This is a genomic window from Saccharothrix sp. DSM 118769, from assembly GCF_052936295.1.
On record NZ_CP193627.1, the window covers coordinates 327,239 to 343,581 of the forward strand.

15 protein-coding genes are annotated in these 16,343 nt (G+C 74.6%); 11 read left to right on the forward strand and 4 right to left on the reverse strand.

Annotation, left to right across the window (positions count from 1 at the left end; all coding sequences use genetic code 11):
• Positions 1 to 44: 44 nt before the first annotated feature.
• The 4 genes from dacB to hpt all read left to right on the forward strand — a co-directional run bounded on the left by dacB (position 45) and on the right by hpt (position 4,161).
• Positions 45 to 1,394: a D-alanyl-D-alanine carboxypeptidase/D-alanyl-D-alanine endopeptidase gene (gene dacB / locus ACRAKJ_RS01625; RefSeq protein WP_438922294.1), complete on the forward strand. Its 1,350-nt coding sequence runs from the start codon at positions 45 to 47 to the stop codon at positions 1,392 to 1,394.
• 252 nt (positions 1,395 to 1,646) lie between these two features.
• On the forward strand, positions 1,647 to 2,678 hold the full coding sequence (locus ACRAKJ_RS01630) for a zinc-dependent metalloprotease (RefSeq protein WP_438922293.1): 1,032 nt from the start codon (positions 1,647 to 1,649) through the stop codon (positions 2,676 to 2,678).
• Entirely contained in the window at positions 2,675 to 3,592 is a 918-nt protein-coding gene (gene tilS, locus ACRAKJ_RS01635) for a tRNA lysidine(34) synthetase TilS (protein ID WP_438922292.1), read from the forward strand. The genes ACRAKJ_RS01630 and tilS overlap by 4 nt, the downstream gene beginning before the upstream one ends.
• A 17-nt stretch (positions 3,593 to 3,609) precedes the next feature.
• Positions 3,610 to 4,161: a hypoxanthine phosphoribosyltransferase gene (gene hpt / locus ACRAKJ_RS01640; protein WP_438922311.1), complete on the forward strand. Its 552-nt coding sequence runs from the start codon at positions 3,610 to 3,612 to the stop codon at positions 4,159 to 4,161.
• A 63-nt stretch (positions 4,162 to 4,224) separates the two neighbouring features.
• Here the strand turns inward: hpt and ACRAKJ_RS01645 are convergent, their stop codons facing one another.
• The gene (locus ACRAKJ_RS01645) at positions 4,225 to 5,928 is read right to left on the reverse strand and encodes a substrate-binding and VWA domain-containing protein (protein ID WP_438922291.1); all 1,704 of its coding nucleotides are present in this window, start codon (positions 5,926 to 5,928) and stop codon (positions 4,225 to 4,227) included.
• A 431-nt stretch (positions 5,929 to 6,359) separates the two neighbouring features.
• Between ACRAKJ_RS01645 and ftsH the strand changes: the two genes are divergently transcribed.
• The 7 genes from ftsH (at position 6,360) to ACRAKJ_RS01680 (ending at position 13,603) form a co-directional block, all read left to right on the forward strand.
• On the forward strand, positions 6,360 to 8,708 hold the full coding sequence (gene ftsH, locus ACRAKJ_RS01650) for an ATP-dependent zinc metalloprotease FtsH (protein WP_438922290.1): 2,349 nt from the start codon (positions 6,360 to 6,362) through the stop codon (positions 8,706 to 8,708).
• Between the two features lie 5 nt (positions 8,709 to 8,713).
• A complete protein-coding gene (gene folE, locus ACRAKJ_RS01655) occupies positions 8,714 to 9,337 on the forward strand; it encodes a GTP cyclohydrolase I FolE (RefSeq protein ID WP_438922310.1) in 624 nt (207 codons plus the stop codon).
• 29 nt (positions 9,338 to 9,366) lie between these two features.
• Positions 9,367 to 10,152, forward strand: coding sequence for a dihydropteroate synthase (folP, locus tag ACRAKJ_RS01660; protein WP_438922309.1), 786 nt, complete (start codon positions 9,367 to 9,369; stop codon positions 10,150 to 10,152).
• Complete coding sequence (gene folB / locus ACRAKJ_RS01665) at positions 10,145 to 10,504, forward strand: dihydroneopterin aldolase (RefSeq protein ID WP_438922289.1); 360 nt, start codon at positions 10,145 to 10,147, stop codon at positions 10,502 to 10,504. The genes folP and folB overlap by 8 nt, the downstream gene beginning before the upstream one ends.
• Positions 10,501 to 10,983, forward strand: coding sequence for a 2-amino-4-hydroxy-6-hydroxymethyldihydropteridine diphosphokinase (gene folK, locus ACRAKJ_RS01670; RefSeq protein WP_438922288.1), 483 nt, complete (start codon positions 10,501 to 10,503; stop codon positions 10,981 to 10,983). Before folB ends, folK begins: the two co-directional genes overlap by 4 nt.
• A 65-nt stretch (positions 10,984 to 11,048) precedes the next feature.
• The gene (locus ACRAKJ_RS01675; RefSeq protein WP_438922287.1) at positions 11,049 to 11,501 is read left to right on the forward strand and encodes a DUF3180 domain-containing protein; all 453 of its coding nucleotides are present in this window, start codon (positions 11,049 to 11,051) and stop codon (positions 11,499 to 11,501) included.
• A gap of 50 nt (positions 11,502 to 11,551) precedes the next feature.
• A complete protein-coding gene (locus ACRAKJ_RS01680) occupies positions 11,552 to 13,603 on the forward strand; it encodes a DUF6779 domain-containing protein (RefSeq protein ID WP_438922286.1) in 2,052 nt (683 codons plus the stop codon).
• Positions 13,604 to 13,709: 106 nt separating this feature from the next.
• Here the strand turns inward: ACRAKJ_RS01680 and ACRAKJ_RS01685 are convergent, their stop codons facing one another.
• The 3 genes from ACRAKJ_RS01685 to ACRAKJ_RS01695 all read right to left on the reverse strand — a co-directional run bounded on the left by ACRAKJ_RS01685 (position 13,710) and on the right by ACRAKJ_RS01695 (position 16,314).
• Positions 13,710 to 14,774, reverse strand: coding sequence for an NADH-quinone oxidoreductase subunit D-related protein (locus ACRAKJ_RS01685; protein ID WP_438922285.1), 1,065 nt, complete (start codon positions 14,772 to 14,774; stop codon positions 13,710 to 13,712).
• Between the two features lie 21 nt (positions 14,775 to 14,795).
• Complete coding sequence (locus tag ACRAKJ_RS01690) at positions 14,796 to 15,242, reverse strand: DUF1203 domain-containing protein (protein ID WP_438922284.1); 447 nt, start codon at positions 15,240 to 15,242, stop codon at positions 14,796 to 14,798.
• 61 nt (positions 15,243 to 15,303) lie between these two features.
• Entirely contained in the window at positions 15,304 to 16,314 is a 1,011-nt protein-coding gene (locus tag ACRAKJ_RS01695) for an SAM-dependent methyltransferase (RefSeq protein ID WP_438922283.1), read from the reverse strand.
• Positions 16,315 to 16,343: the final 29 nt, after the last annotated feature.

The following is a 16,343-nucleotide window of genomic DNA, read 5'->3' on the forward strand; positions in this document are numbered from 1 at the left end:
CCGAGGCTGCTCCGGCGAGGGCGAGGCGCCGCAAGAAGCCGTTCGTGCTCGCGGTCGTGGTGCTGCTCGTGCTGGCGCTCGCCGGTGCCGGGTTCGTCGGCGCGCAGCGGGGCTGGTTCGACCGCACGCCCGCCGCGACGACCGCCGCCGCGCCGCCGCCCGCGCCCGTGACGCTGTCGGTCAAGGGCATCGGCGCGGACGGCCCCGCGCCCACCGCCGCCGGGGTGAAGGCCGCGCTGACCGGACCGGCGGCCAACCCGCTGCTGACCCCGTTGACCGGCGTCGTGGTCGACCCGGCCACCGGGCAGGCGCTGTGGAACCAGGGCGAGACGACCCCGGCCACGCCCGCGTCCACCACCAAGGTCCTCGTCTCGGCCGCCGCGCTGCTCTCGCTCGACCACACGGCGCAGTTCTCCACCAAGGTCGTGCAGGGGCCGCAGCCGGGCACCGTCGTGCTGGTCGGCGGCGGCGACCCGACGCTGTCCTCGCTGCCCGTCGGGGAGACCACCGTCTACCCCGGCGCGCCGACCCTCGACGAGCTGGTGGCGCAGGTCAGGGCGACCGGTCCCGTCACGCAGGTGCTGTTCGACGCGTCGCGGTACACCGGCGAGGGCCTCGCGCCCGGCTGGGACCCCAGCGACGTGCCCTTCGGGTACGTGGCGCCGATCCAGCCGTTGATGCTCGACGGCGGGCGCGGCAAGCCGAAGCTCCTCGACACGCCGCGCACCTCCGCGCCCGCCGCCGACGCGGCGACCGCCCTGGCCCAGCGGCTGGGCGTGACCGCCCCCGTCGCGCCGGGCACGGCGACCGCGGGCGCGAAGGTGCTGGGCGAGGTGAAGTCCGCGCCGGTGGACCGGCTGGTCGAGAACCTGATGCAGAACTCGGACAACGTGCTGGCCGACACGATGGCGCGGGAGGTCGCCATCGCGCGGGGTGCCGCGCCGTCGTTCGCGGGCGGCGCGCAGGCCGTGCGGGACGTGCTGACCGAGAACGGGTTCGACCTGGCCACGGCGACGTTCGTGGACGGCAGCGGCCTGTCGCCGAACAACAAGCTGCCCGCGAGGCTGCTCGCCGACATCCTCACCGCGGCGGCCAAGCCCGACGCGTCCGACGAGCGCACGGCGAAGCTCCGACCGCTGCTCACGGCCCTGCCGGTCGCGGGCGGCAGCGGCACCCTGGAGGCCCGCTTCCAGGAGGCCGGGGCGTCCGCGAAGGGGTGGGCGAGGGGCAAGACGGGCACGTTGAGCGGCGTGCACTCGCTGGCCGGCGTGGTGGTCGACGGCGACGGCGGGCTCGTCGTGTTCGCGTTCATGTCCCAGAGCACCCAGGACGGCACGGCCGTGCGCGGCGCCCTGGACGAGATGGTCGCGGCCCTCCGCGCCTGCGGCTGCTGACCGCGAGAGTCCAACGCCCAGGCCCCGAGAGTCCAACGCTCAAGACCTGAGAGTCCAACGCTCAAGACCTGAGAGTCCAACGTTCGGGACCCACGAGTTCTACGTTCAGGGCCCCGCGCGGGTGACCTGGACGTAGAACTCAGGGGGCCTGGGCGTTGGACTCTCGAGACCTGGGCGTTGGACTCTCGAGGCCTGGGGGTTGGACTCTCGCGGGAGTGTTGTTGCGGGTGGGGCGCAGGTAGCGTCGGGGGGGTGAACCCGGCGACGCAGCAGGAAACGACGCGGCAGGACCGCGGTGCACCGGTCGATTGGGACCTGGCCGTCACGACCGCCACCAGGCTCGTGCGGCCCGGACCGGTGGTGCCCAGAGCCGAGGCGGACGTCGCGGTCGGCCGGTTGCGCGAGCTGGCCGTGGACGCCGAGGTGCACGTCCGCGAGCTGACCGGGCTCGGGCACGGCCTGCCGCTCAAGCCCGGCGAGGTGGTGGACCGCCCCGGCTGGGTGCGGGCCGCCGTGCAGGGGCTCGCCGCGCTGACCGACGGCGCGCTGCCCCAGCAGACCGGCGCGTTCGGCGGCCTCCTCGCCGGCACGGCGGGCGTGCAGGCGGGCGTGGTCGTGGCGTTCCTCAGCGGCCGGGTGCTCGGCCAGTACGACCCGTTCTCCGACGGCGGCAGGCTGCTGCTGGTCGCCCCGAACATCGTCGGCGCGCAGCGCGCCCTGGACGTGCCGGGCGAGGACTTCAGCATGTGGGTGTGCCTGCACGAGGGCACGCACCGGCTCCAGTTCACCGCCGTGCCGTGGCTCGCCGAGCACTTCTCCGGCCAGGTCGCCGAGCTGCTGGCCGGCATGGACGAGGGCGGCTCGCCCCGCCTGCGCGACCTGCCGAAGCGGCTGCGCGAGGCGGACGGCATCATCGACCTGCTCCAGTCGCCCGGCCAGCGCGAGGTGCTCGACCGGCTGATCGCCCTGTCGACGCTGCTGGAGGGCCACGCCGACCACGTGATGGACGCCGTGGGCCCGGACGTCGTGCCGTCGGTGCTGACCATCCGGGAGCGCTTCACCGCCCGCCGCAAGGGCGGTGGCGTGCTCGACCGCGTCCTGCGCACGCTGCTCGGCGTGGAGGCCAAGGTCCGCCAGTACGCCGAGGGCGCCGCGTTCACCGGGCACGTCGTCGACGCCGTCGGCATGGAGCGGTTCAACACCGTGTGGAGCGGGCCGGAGACGCTGCCGACCCGCGCCGAGATCACCGACCCGGCAGCCTGGCTGCGCCGCGTCCGACCGTGACCGGGAACGGGCCGGTCGCCGAGGTCCGCACGGCCGTGCGCCGGTTCCTCGACGAGCACCGACCCGAGCGGGTCGCCGTGGCGGTCAGCGGCGGCGCGGACTCGCTCGCCCTGGCCGCCGTCACGGCGAGGCTGACCGAGGCCCGCGCCGTCGTGGTCGACCACGGGCTCCAGGACGGGTCGGCCGAGGTCGCCGAACGGGCCGCGCGCACGTGCCGCGACCTGGGGTTGGCGGCCGAGGTCCGGGTGGTGGAGGTCACCGGTCCGGGTGGTCCTGAGGCCGCCGCCCGCCGGGCCCGGTACGCGGCCCTGCGGCCCGAGCGCGGCCTGGTGCTGCTCGGCCACACCCGCGACGACCAGGCCGAGACGGTGCTGCTGGGCCTCGGCCGGGGCTCGGGTCCGCGCAGCATCGCGGGCATGAGGCCGCACGACCCGCCGTGGGGCCGGCCGCTGCTCGGCGTGTCGCGCGTCACGACGGCCGCCGCGTGCGCCGAGCTGGGCCTCGTCCCGTGGCACGACCCGCACAACGACGACCCGCGCTTCACCCGGGTCCGCCTGCGCCACGAGGTGCTGCCGCTGCTGGAGGACGTCCTGAACGGCGGGGTCGCGGACGCGCTCGCCCGCACCGCCGCCCAGCTGCGGGAGGACAACGACGCGCTGGACGAGCTGGCCCAGGCGTTCGACGGCGACTGCTGCGCGGTGGTCGAGGTCGAGCACCTGCCGACGGCCCTGCGGCGGCGCGTGCTGCGGCGGTGGCTGCTCCAGGAGGACGTGCCCGAGTTGTCCGACTCGCACCTGCGCAGGGTGGACGCCCTGGTGAGCGACTGGCGAGGTCAAGGCGGCGTGTGGTTGCCCGGTGGCTTTGTGGCGCGCCGCGCGCATGGCAGGCTGCAAGTGGAACCAGTGCAGTCATGACAAAAGGGGAACCGTCCGTGTACGACGGCGACATCAGTTCCGTGCTCATCACCGAGCAGGAGATCAGCGACAAGGTCACCGAGCTGGCCGACAAGGTCGCGGCTGACTACCCGGCCGACGGTGGGAACGACCTGGTCCTGATCACCGTGCTCAAGGGCGCGGTGATGTTCATGACCGACCTGGCCAGGGCGTTGCCGGTGCCGGTGCAGCTGGAGTTCATGGCGGTGAGCTCCTACGGCTCGTCGACCTCGTCCTCCGGCGTGGTGCGCATCCTCAAGGACCTCGACCGGGACATCGCGGACCGCGACGTGCTCATCGTCGAGGACATCATCGACTCGGGCCTGACGCTGTCCTGGCTGCTCAAGAACCTCGCGTCGCGCCGGCCGCGGTCGTTGGAGGTGTGCACGCTGCTGCGCAAGCCCGACGCGGTGAAGGTCGAGGTGCCGGTGAAGTACGTCGGCTTCGACATCCCCAACGAGTTCGTGGTGGGTTACGGCCTGGACTACGCCGAGCGCTACCGGGACCTGCCGCACATCGGCACCCTGGACCCCAAGGTCTACTCCGGCTGACCCGTGCGGGGGAGGGGCGTCCGCACCTGTTCGCGCAGGTGGGAACGCCCCTCCCCGGTCACGTCAGCAGTTCGGGCGGCACCTGCGCTGCGAGATGCCGTCCAGCAGCACGCCGCGGATGTCGCCGGGCTCCATGGCCTGGTACGCCTTGCCGCCGGTCGCGTCGGCGATCCGCCGCAACGCGTCCATGTCGGCGTCCGCGCCCAGCCCCACCATGATCATCGGTACCGGGCGGGCCGGGTCGACCTCGGCCTTCAGCGTCGCGAGCAGGGCGGGCAGGTCGATGCTGGAGATGTCGTCGTTGCTGCCGTCGGTGATCAGCGTGACCGAGTTGATCTTCCCCGGGTCGTAGCCCTGCTGCACGTGCCGGAACGCGGCCAGCGCCGTCTCGTTCAGCGACGTGCCGCCGCCGACCAGCTGCGGCAGGGTGCCCGCGCCCTTCTGGAGCTGCACGCGCCGCGGCGCGCCGCCGATCGGCTCGCCGAGCGGGCCGATCGGGACCAGCTCGATCCAGTCGTTCGGCGGCTTCTTGTCCGTGGAGAACGCCCACAGGCCGATCTCCGAGGTGTCCGGCAGCATCCCCAGGGCGGTGAGCGCGGCCTCGCGGGCCGCCTCGATGCGGGTGGAGCCGTCGCTCGTCTTCTCGGCCATCGAGCCGGACACGTCCAGCACGGCCAGCAGCCGGGTGTCCAGGCTGACCGCGCCCCACGTGCCCAGCAGCTCGGAGACCTGCTCCGGGGTGGGCGTCCTGAGCAGGGCGACGTCGTCGCCGCGCACGCCGTCCTCCTCGTTGGTCCACCCCTGCGGGGCCTTGCCGTCGGTCGTGCGGAAGCCCGCTTCGGCCAACCGCTGTGCGGTGCGGCCGGCGCGCAGGGCCCGCTCGAAGTCCTCGGCGGCCTTCGCCGTGCCCGCCTGCTCGCCCGGCCTGCTCACCCGCACCACGGGGTAGTCGAACGAGATCGTGCCCTCCGCCGGGTAGGAGGCGACGACCCGGCGCGACCCGGCGTTCCGGTTCGCGGACAGCACCGACTGCTCGGAGGCGGTGAACACCGGCGCGTCGTCGGCGCCCTGCGCGACCTTGCCGAACGCGTCGCGCACGGACGGCAGCGCGTCACGGCCGACCCGCAGCAGCGCGCCGATCAGCTCGGGCTTCGGCGTGCCGTCGGGGTTGCCGAGCTGCGCGCGGATGACCGCGAGCGTGGCCAGGCCCTCGGTGGACGTGGTCGGGTCGCTCAGCGCCACGGTGACCCGGGGGTCCACGACCCTCGACCAGCTCACCGGCGAGAGGGGCCAGCCCAGGTCGGTCATGGCCGTCTCGGAGCCCGCGATGAGCAGGGGCGAGGAGGCCAGCGAGTCGGAGATGTCCAGCCGCGGCGCGTCCGCGCCCTGGTCACCGGCCTGGCGCTGGGTCTCGGCCGCCCACATGGACGAGTCCGGCACCCACAGCGCGGGCGGGTTGATCTGGGCGGTGGGCAGCTCCTTGGACACGTCGGCGGCGCCGCGCGCCTCGACCTGGACCTGCACGCACTTGCCGTCCACCACGGGCTGACCGGTCTGGTAGTCGTCGGCCGCACCCCGCACGACCTCCTCGATCGCCGGCGTGACGGCGATCTTCAGCGGCAGGGTGCCGTCGCACTCGGGTCCGCTGGTCGCCCGCAGCGCCACGACGGTGACGCCGGCGGCGGCCACCACGCCGAGGAGCGCCCCGAGGGGCATGAGGACGCGGCGCAGGCGTCCGGGTCGGCTGTGCCGGGTGCGAGCTGACATACTCTCGGTACCTTCGGTTGGTGTTCACCCTTTCGGGTGTGCGAGGAACACTCCGTGACTTCCGAGGATGACATGTGCCACTCACATGACAAACTCTCGTGTCTCACGTCACCCGAGTGGTCCTCACATGGTCCCTACCTGCTAGTAACGCGTCACCCCCAGTAAGTGTTACGGGGATGAGGGGCCCTCGGTTCACCGTCCCGCCCGCTCCCCACCGGACCGCGCTGACCTGCGTTCCGTGTTCCCGGTTACGGCCGGCGGTCCCGCGGGAACACCGGAGGGGGTTCGCCCGTTGGTCCGGCAAGACGCGATGGGCCCGCACGCGGAGCGCTTCGCCCGGCTCCCGGGCGGTAGGCTGGTCGGACGGGTGAGCCCGTCTGCGCCCGTCGTCAAGTCAGGGAGGGTCGAGGCCGCCCGCCGGCCGTAAGTGCATGGACCGCAAGCGCCTGCTTCGCAACCCGCTGCTGTGGATCGTGGCGGGGTTGTTGCTCTTCTACGCCTTCAGCGTGCTCTTCGACACCGATCGGGGCTACACCCAGATCAAGACGTCCCAGGCACTGCAACAGATCCGGGACGGTCAGGTCAAGGAAGCCACGATCGAGGACAAGGAGCAACAGCTCAAGCTGACCTTGAACGATGGGGTGACCGTCGAGGGCAGCAACCGCGTGCGGGCCCAGTTCCCGGCCAGCTCCACCGACGAGATCTTCACCATCCTCGACGAGGCGCGCAACGAGCCGGTCGTCGAGACCAAGGTCACCCAGGACTCGTTCCTGACGCAGATCCTGCTGTACCTGGTCCCGCTGGGCCTGCTGCTGCTCCTGCTGATGTGGATGATGAACAACGCCCAGGGTGGCGGGAACCGCGTCCTCAACTTCGGCAAGTCCAAGGCCAAGCAGCTCTCCAAGGACATGCCCAAGACGACGTTCGCCGACGTGGCGGGCGCCGAGGAGGCGGTCGAGGAGCTCTACGAGATCAAGGACTTCCTCCAGAACCCCGGCCGCTACCAGGCGCTGGGCGCGAAGATCCCCAAGGGCGTGCTGCTCTACGGCCCGCCCGGCACCGGCAAGACGCTGCTCGCGCGCGCCGTGGCCGGCGAGGCCGGGGTGCCGTTCTACTCGATCTCGGGCTCCGACTTCGTCGAGATGTTCGTGGGTGTCGGCGCCTCGCGCGTCCGCGACCTGTTCGAGCAGGCCAAGCAGAACGCGCCCTGCATCATCTTCGTCGACGAGATCGACGCGGTCGGCCGCCACCGCGGCGCCGGCATGGGCGGCGGCCACGACGAGCGCGAGCAGACCCTCAACCAGCTGCTGGTCGAGATGGACGGCTTCGACTCGCGCGGCGGCATCATCCTGATCGCGGCCACCAACCGGCCCGACATCCTGGACCCCGCGCTGCTGCGCCCCGGTCGCTTCGACCGGCAGATCCCGGTGTCCGCGCCCGACCTCAAGGGCCGGAAGCAGATCCTGCGCGTGCACGCCAAGGGCAAGCCGTTGGCCCCCGACACGGACCTCGACGGCCTGGCCAAGCGCACCGTCGGGTTCTCCGGCGCGGACCTCGCGAACGTCATCAACGAGGCCGCCCTGCTCACCGCCCGCCACAACGGCACGGTGATCAACGGCGCCGCGCTGGAGGAGTCCGTCGACCGCGTGATCGGCGGTCCGGCCCGCAAGAGCCGGATCATCTCCGAGAAGGAGAAGAAGATCACCGCGTACCACGAGGCCGGGCACGCCCTGGCCGCGTGGGCCATGCCGGACATCGACCCGGTCTACAAGGTCACGATCCTGGCCCGCGGCCGGACGGGTGGTCACACCCTGTCCGTGCCCGAGGAGGACAAGGACCTGATGACCCGGTCGGAGATGATCGCCCGGCTGGTGTTCGCGCTGGGCGGCCGCTCCGCCGAGGAGCTGGTGTTCCACGAGCCGACCACGGGCGCGTCCAACGACATCGAGCAGGCCACCAAGATCGCCCGCGCGATGGTCACCGAGTACGGCATGTCCGCCCGGCTGGGCGCCGTCAAGTACGGCCAGGAGCAGGGTGAACCGTTCCTGGGCCGCACGGCGGGCCGGCAGGCCGACTACTCGCTGGAGGTCGCGCACGAGATCGACGAGGAGGTCCGCGAGCTGATCGAGGCCGCGCACACCGAGGCGTACGAGGTGCTCAACACCTACCGCGACGTGCTCGACGCGCTCACCCTCGAACTGATCGAGAAGGAGACCCTGCACCAGAAGGACCTGGAGCGGGTCTTCGCCTCGGTCGAGAAGCGGCCGCGGATCACCAAGTTCAACGAGTTCGGCACCCGCACACCGTCGGACAAGCCGCCGGTCAAGACCCCCGCCGAGCTGGCCAAGGAGCGCGGCGAGCCGTGGCCGCCCGCCATCGAGGACGTCCGCGACGCGGAGCCCTCGGTGCCGGACCCGGCGCCCGCGCCGCCGGTCAGCCCGAACGGGCCGAACGCGCCCGGTTACCAGCCCGGCCAGGCCGCGCCCGGTTACCAGCCCGGCCAGGCCGCGCCCGGCTACCAGGCCGGTCAGACCGCGCCGATCCCGACCGCGAACGGCAGCAACGGGTCGCCGTACCCGGCGACGCCGGCCGCGCCGGGTCAGCCGTACCAGCCCCCGCAGCACCCGTCGTCGGGCCCGCCGAACTACGGCGCGCCCCCCGGCTGGACCCCGGCCACCGCGCCGGGCGGGAACGTCACCCAGCCGCCCTGGCAGCCGGAACCGACGGACGCCGAGGCGGGCAAGCGCAACTTCGAGTCGGACCCGGACAACCGCACGTGACCGAGATCGACCAGACCGGCCTCTCCGGAAACGGGGGGGCCGGTCTCGCGCGCCGCCCCTTCGACCAGAAGCGCGCCGAGGCCGCCGTGCGCGAGCTGCTGCTCGCGTGCGGCGAGGACCCCGAGCGCGAGGGCCTGCGCGACACCCCGGCCCGGGTGGCGCGGGCGTACCGCGAGCTGTTCGCGGGCCTCTACACGGACCCGGACAGCGTGCTGGCGAAGACGTTCGACGAGTCGCACGAGGAGCTGGTGCTGGTCACCGACATCCCCATGTACTCGTTCTGCGAGCACCACCTGCTGCCGTTCCACGGCGTCGCGCACGTCGGCTACATCCCGAACGAGCACGGCCGGGTGACCGGCCTGTCGAAGCTCGCGCGGCTCGTCGACCTGTACGCCAAGCGACCGCAGGTGCAGGAGCGGCTGACGTCGCAGGTCGCCGACGCCCTGGTGCGGCGGCTGGAGCCGCGCGGCGTGATCGTGGTGATCGAGGCCGAGCACCTGTGCATGGGGATGCGCGGCGTGCGCAAGGCCGGGTCGCGGACCACGACGTCCGCCGTGCGGGGCATCTTCCGCAGCTCGTCCACCTCCCGGGCGGAGGCGCTGGAGCTGATCCGGGGACGGTTGCGGTGAGCCTGCCCAGACCGGGTCGCTGCGTGGTGATGGGCGTCCTGAACGTCACCCCCGACTCCTTCTCGGACGGTGGCCGCTACCTCGGGTTCGACGACGCGGTGGCGCACGGCGTGGCCCTGCACCGGCGGGGCGCGGACCTGGTGGACGTGGGCGGCGAGTCGACCCGCCCCGGAGCGGAGCGGGTGCCCGCGGACGTCGAGGCGGCGCGGGTCGCCCCGGTGGTCGCGGCACTGGTCGCGGAGGGCGTGCCGGTCAGCGTGGACACCACGCGGGCCGGGGTGGCGGCGGCGGCGCTGGAGGCGGGCGCGTCGATCGTGAACGACGTGTCCGGCGGGCTCGCCGACCCGGGCATGGTGTCCGTGGTCGCCGAGGCGCGCGTGCCGTACGTGCTGATGCACTGGCGCGGGCACAGCCGGACCATGAACGAGCTGGCCGTGTACGACGACGTGGTGAAGGACGTGCGGGACGAGCTGTCCCGGCAGGTCGACGTGGCGCTCGCCGCGGGCGTGTCGGCGGACGACGTGGTCCTCGACCCCGGACTGGGGTTCGCGAAGGACGCGGGCCACAACTGGCAGCTGCTGCACCGCCTGGACGCGCTGCTCTCGCTCGGGTTCCCGGTGCTGGTCGGCGCGTCGCGCAAGCGGTTCCTGGGCGCGCTGCTGGGCGGCCGGAACCCCGACGGGCGCGAGGACGCGACGGCGGCCGTGTCGGCGCTGGCGGCGTTCAACGGGGCGTGGGGCGTGCGGGTGCACGACGTCGGCCGGACGCTGGACGCGGTGGCCGTGGCCGGGGCGTGGAGGGCGGGCGGTGCCTGACCGGATCTCGCTGCGCGGCCTGCGGGTGCGCGGCTTCCACGGCGTGTTCGAGCACGAGAAGCGCGACGGCCAGGACTTCCTGGTCGACGTCACGGTGTGGCTGGACCTGTCGCGGGCGGCGGCGACCGACGACCTGCGGGAGACGGTGCACTACGGCGAGCTGGCCGAGCGCACGGCCGCGATCGTGGCCGGCGGCCCGTACGACCTGATCGAGACGGTGGCGGGCAAGGTCGCCGACGAGGTGCTCACCGACCTGCGCGTGGAGGCGGTGGAGGTGACCGTGCACAAGCCGTCCGCCCCGATCCCGCTGACGTTCGCGGACGTGTCGGTGACCGTGCGGCGGACCCGGTGACGAGGGCCGTGCTGTCGATCGGCTCGAACCTGGGCGACCGGCTCGGGTTCCTGCGGCAGGCGGTCGACGGCTTCGCCGGGTTCCTGGTGGCGGTGTCCCCGGTGTACGAGACCGCGCCGTGGGGCGTGACCGACCAGGACGACTTCCTCAACGCCGTCCTCGTCGTCTCCGGCCCGTGCGACGAGTGGGGGTGGCTGCGGCGCGGGCAGTCGCTGGAGGACGCCTCGGGCCGCGTGCGGCGGCAGCGCTGGGGGCCGCGCACGCTCGACGTGGACGTGGTGACCGTGGACGGCGTGCGGTCGGACGACCCGTCGCTGCTGCTGCCGCACCCCGGGGCGCACGAGCGCGCCACCGTGCTGGTGCCGTGGCTGGACGTGGAGCCGGACGCCGTGCTGCCCGGCCACGGCCCGGTGGCGGACCTGGTGGCGGGGCTGGACCTGTCGGGCGTGGCGCGGCGGGACGACCTGACGCTGGGGTGAGGCCGGCCGGGGTCGGGGTGGGCGGCGCGTCCACACCGGACGGGTGGTTCGGGGACGATGGTGGGGTGAGGTTCACCAAGCCCCGTGATCTGGCCGTCGCCGCGCTCGTCGCGGGACTGGTCGTGCACCTGCTGGTCCGGCTCTCCTACTCGACCCTGCCGCCGCTGCCGACGTTCGCCGGGTTCACCCTGCTGGTGATCGCGGCGGTGAACGGGTGGCTGGCCTTCTCGCTGCGCGCGCGCATCCTGCGCAAGCCCGGCGCGCGGCCCGTGGAGCCGCTGACGGCCGCGCGGGCGGTGGCGCTGGCCAAGGCGTCGTCGCTGCTGGGCGCGATCATGCTGGGCGCGTGGGCCGGGCTGCTGGTGCACGTGCTGCCGGCGCGCGACGAGTTCGCGGCGGCCGAGCACGACACGGTCAGCGGGACCGTCGGCGTGGTGTGCTCCGCGCTGCTCGTCGGGGCCGCCCTGTGGCTGGAGCACTGCTGCCGGACGCCCACCGATCCCCACCGGGACGAGTGAATGCGGACGCCGAGGTCTCAATCGGGTAACTGACCGGTACGGTAGACGCCATGACCGGGCGAGGCGCGTCGGACGATGACGAGCAGCAAGATCACGGTCGTGGTTCCGGGCGACTACTGCTGGTAGCGGCACTGACACTCGCCCTGGGCGCCGCGGCTGTCCTCGTGCTCAGCGACAACGCCCGCTGGCTGCGGCTGGCCGTCATCGCGGCGCTGTGGGCCGCGCTGGTCGGCGCGTTCCTCGCCGCCCGCTACCGCAGGCAGATCGCGGACCGCGAGGACGAGGTGGCCGACCTCCAGTCGGTGTACGAGCTGGAGCTGGAGCGGGAGGTCGCCGCGCGCCGCGAGTTCGAGCTGGAGCTGGAGACCGAGACCCGCAAGCGGGTCGAGGAGGACTCCCGGGACGACCTGGAGGCGCTGCGCAACGAGCTGCGCGCCCTGCGGGAGAACCTGGAGGCGCTGCTCGGCGGCGAGGTCCTCGTGGAGCGCGTGGCGCTGCGCGCCGAGTCGACCCGGATGCGCGCGCTGGGTGAGCAGTCGCGGCTGATGGCCGTGGGGGACAAGCGGATCATCACGGCGGGGACCGCCCTGCCGGTGGCGCAGAAGGCCGCCGCGCCGGCCGCCGACAAGCCCGCGCCGGACCGCCCGGACCGCACCGAGCTGATCGAGCGGGTCGAGCGGGTCGAGCGGATCGCCCACGACGGCGGGCGCAAGGACGCGGTGCGGCGTCCGGAACCGGCGCGGCCGGAGCAGCCCGTGCGGCGCGAGCAGGGGCAGCAGGCGCGCCGCGAGCCGAACCGCGAGCCCGCCAGGGAAGCCGTGCGGGAACCCGCCCGTGCGGCGTCCAACGGTGCCGGCGGTGGCGGTGCGGGTGGCGGTGCGGGTGGCGGTGTCGCGCAGCAGCGGACCGCGGTCGTGCGCCGCGAACCCGCCCCGCAGGGAGCGGGTCACCCGGCCGGCAACCAGCCCGCCGCGCCGAAGCCCGGCGCGTCCCGGCCCAACCCGACCGAGCGGGTGAACCGGGGTGACGCGGCGGCCAGGCAGGCGCCCGCCCCGGCGGAACCGGCGAAGGCCGAGCACACCGCGCAGCGGCGCAGCCGGGTCGCCGAGCGCACCGAGATGATCAGCCGCGAAGCGGTGGCGCAGCAGGCGGTGGCGCAGCAGGCCGAGGCCGCCGCGCCGCCCGCGCGCCGACCCGAGCCGCCGCGGGGCGGGGCCGCGCCGGTGCGCCGGTCGCCCGCCGAGCGCGCGGCCGGGCGTCCCCCCGCGGAGTCGACGGGCGAGCACCGGCCCGTCCAGCCCCGCCGCGCCGAGCTGACGGGTGAGCACCGGCCGGTGCAGGCGCGCCGGGCCGAGGCGACCGGTGAGCACCGGCCGGTGGCGGGTCCCGCCGAGCCGCGCCGGGTGGACCTGGCCGGCGAGCACCGACCGGTCACGTCGACCACCGGGCGTCGCCCGGGGCTCGAAGCCCGCCGCGCCGAGCTGACCGGCGAGCACCGCCCCGTGTCGGGTGACCGGCGCACGGCGTCCGAGTTCACGGGTGAGCACCGTCCGGTGTCCGGCGATCGGCGCACGGCGTCCGAGTTCACCGGCGAGCACCGGCCCGTGCAGGCGCGTCGGGCGGAGGCGGCCGACGAGCACCGGCCGGTGCAGGCGCGCCGGGCCGAGCTGACCGGCGAGCACCGGCCCGTGTCGGGCACGCGGTCGGAGCAGAGCGGCGTCCAGCGGCCCGTGGCCGCCGAGGGCGGGCGCCGGTCGGCCGAGCGGCGGCCGGAACCCGAGGCCAAGCCCGGTCGCCGGTCGGCGGAGCGCCGCGAGCCGGACGCCGCGGTTGGTCGGTCGGCGGACTCGGCGTCGGCCTCGGTGGCCGGTCGCCGCCGCGCGCCGGAGCCGGAGACCGGTGGCCGTCGCCGCGCCGACGAGCGCGGTGACACGTGGGAGGAGATCTCCAAGCCCGTCCGGCGCACCGCGCCGACCCCGCCGCCGCCCCCCGCGCCGGTCGAGCCCGCCGGGGCCCACGCGGACGGCAAGTCGGTCAGCGAGCTGCTCGCCGCGTTCGGCGGGGGCGACTCGCCGCGCCGCCGGCGGCGCCGCGAGGACTGACCCGGCGAGGACTGACCCGGCGAGGACTGACCCGGCGAGGACTGACCCGGCGAGGACCGACCCGGCGAGGACCGACCCGGCGAGGACCGGCCCGGCGAGGACCGGCCTACTTGTCGATGTCGCCCACGACGACGGCGAACGACCCGAGCACGGCGGGCAGGTCCGCCACCCGCGTGCCGGGCAGCAGGGCGGACAGCGCCTGCACGTTGTTGAACGACGGCGTGCGCAGCTTGAGCCGCCACGGGGTCTTCTCGCCGCGCGACGCGAGGTGCACGCCGGACGTGCCCAGCGGCGCCTCGACCCACGTGTAGACCGACCCCTCGGGCGCCTTGACGGCCTTGGGCAGCCGCAGGTTCACCGGTCCGGCCGGCAGCGCGTCCAGCAGCTCCCCGGCGAGGCCGACGGACAGCCGCACCTCGTCCACCAGGCACCTGACCCGGGCCAGCGCGTCGCCCTCGGTGCGCACCACGGGCCGCACGTCCAGGTTCCGGTAGCCGGGCAGCGGGTCGTCGCGGCGCAGGTCGAAGTCCACCCCGGACGCCCGCCCGATCGGACCGGTCACGCCGTGCGCGAGCGCCGCGTCCCGGTCGAGCACGCCGAGCCCCGCCAGGCCCTCGGGCGCCTCGCCGGGGTCCACCGCGGCCAGCACCTCGCGCACCCGGTCGGTCCAGCCCGCCGGGACGTCCTCGCGCAGCCCGCCGATCCGGTTGAACATGAAGTGCACGCGCCCGCCGGACGCCTCCTCCAGCACGGCCTGCACGGCGTCGCGGTCGCGGGTGCCGGTGAGCGGGGCGAGGAACACCAGGTGCGCCATGACCCGGTTCAGCTCGCACAGCAGCGCGCGCAGCACCTGGGCGCGGGGCGGGACGTCCATGCCGGTCATCCGCTCGACGGCGAGCGCGACGGCGAGTTCGTTGCAGAACGCGGCGAGCCAGTCGTGCCGGTTCGCGAGGGTCAGCACCTGCCGGTAGTCGCGGACCTCGAACAGCTTCTCCGCACCCCGGTGGAGGTGCCCGACCAGCGGTTCGGCGGCGGTGATGACCTCGTCGTCGCGGACGGTCAGGCGCAGCCGGTACGCGCCGTGCGCCGACGGGTGCAGCGGCCCGAGGTCGACCACGCGGTCCACCCCGAGGTGCCGCGCGCCCGCGCCCACGCCAACGGTGATCTCCACCCGGTCATGCTCGCACGGGCCTCAGTCGCGGGTGACGGCGAACAGGTAGCACCCGTGCGAAGCACTGCGCACCTGGACCGTGTGGATCGCCGGATCGTTCAACAATCCGGCGATCCTCTCGTTCACCTCGTGGACCTGGGCGGTCTCGCCGTCGTGGATGCGGCCGTCGGCGGTGTAGGCGCGCAGGGTGCGCGGGGCGCGGACCAGCTCGGCGGGGAGGTCGGTGGTGCCGGCCGGGCCGCCGCACGGTTCGGCGTGGGCGAAGACGGGGCCGACCTCCTCGTACGGGCCGCGGCCGGAGGGTGGGGAGTAGCGGAACAGGACCAGCGGTTCGCCGGGGGCGGCCTTGCGCAGGCAGCAGCGCAGGGGACTGCCGGGGGCGTCGGGGTGCAGCTCGTGGTGCTCGTCGGTGCCGGCCAGGGCTCGGGCGCGGGTCAGGACGTCGGGGGGAAGCGGGTGGACGCGCATGGTCGCCGGCGTCGTCCGCGGCGGTGGCGGGGGCCGGCGGTCTTCGGCCGTGAGGGTCGTTCTAGGGCCGCCAGGGCGGCAGGGGTGGGAGCAGGGCCGACACCGGTACGCCCACGCCGTGCAGGAGCCAGCCGAACGAGCCCAGGCCGCCCTCCGCGCGCAGCTCGGCCACGCGGGACGCCCGTTCGGCCGAGGCCAGCCAGGCCATCGGGTCCACCGGCTCCATCCGACCGCTGGGCCCCGGCTCCACCCGACCGGTGGGCCCCGGCTCCACCCGACCGGTGGGCCCCGGATCGACCTGGCCGGTGAACCCCGGGTCCACCCGGCCGGTGAGCCCCAGGGCGGCCAGCGCGTCCCGTTGCGAGACCAGCACGCGGTCACCGCCCGCCGCCGCGCCGCACGCGTCCAGCGCCACGTGCGCGGTCAGGTCGCAGCTGCCGTCGAACACCGGCTCGACCCGCCGCCCGCCCCGGTAGGCCGCGAACGTGCCCGCCGCGTACCGGCCCGCCACCCGGTCGGCCAGCACGTGCCCGTAGTCGACCGCCAGCGCCGCGCCCGCCGCCACCCGCGATACCGCGTCCGCCCACGCCCGGTCGCGCGGCTCGCCCACCTCGGCCCGCTCACCGGGCCGCACGGGCCACCACCGGGCCAGCCACGGGTCGTCCGACGGGCCCTCCACCAGCGGGCACGGGATCGCGTCCAGCCACTCGTGCCCGACCAGCAGGCCGCGCACCGACGACGGCAGGGCCGACGTCCACACCACCCCGTGCAGCGACCGCGCCGGACCGACGTCCACCGCCGTCACCACCAGCCGCCGGGCCAGGGACGGGGGCGCGAGGGAGCGCACCGACGCGGACAGCTCGCCGCCGCCCGCGCCGACGTCCACGAAGTCGAGCCGGGCGGGCCGGTCGAGGGCGGAGTCCACCCGGTCGAGCAGCACGAGGAGTGCTTCGGCCAGCTCAGGGCCCACGAGGGGCGAGGTGCGGAAGTGGTCGGCGGGCACCGCGCCGCGGGTGAAGAAACCAGCCGGTCCGTACAGCGCCCCCCGCCACAGGGCTTCCGGGTCAACCACGGGTCAAGTGTCCCTTTAAAGTTCCACAC

What these genes read in the sequence shown, in the direction of transcription:
- ACRAKJ_RS01645 (WP_438922291.1), bottom strand. Translation starts at nt 5,928, where the DNA reads ATGTCAGCTCGCACCCGGCACAGCCGACCCGGACGCCTGCGCCGCGTC.
- ftsH (WP_438922290.1), top strand. Translation starts at nt 6,360, where the DNA reads ATGGACCGCAAGCGCCTGCTTCGCAACCCGCTGCTGTGGATCGTGGCG.
- folP (WP_438922309.1), top strand. Translation starts at nt 9,367, where the DNA reads ATGGGCGTCCTGAACGTCACCCCCGACTCCTTCTCGGACGGTGGCCGC.
- ACRAKJ_RS01680 (WP_438922286.1), top strand. Translation starts at nt 11,552, where the DNA reads ATGACCGGGCGAGGCGCGTCGGACGATGACGAGCAGCAAGATCACGGT.
- ACRAKJ_RS01690 (WP_438922284.1), bottom strand. Translation starts at nt 15,242, where the DNA reads ATGCGCGTCCACCCGCTTCCCCCCGACGTCCTGACCCGCGCCCGAGCC.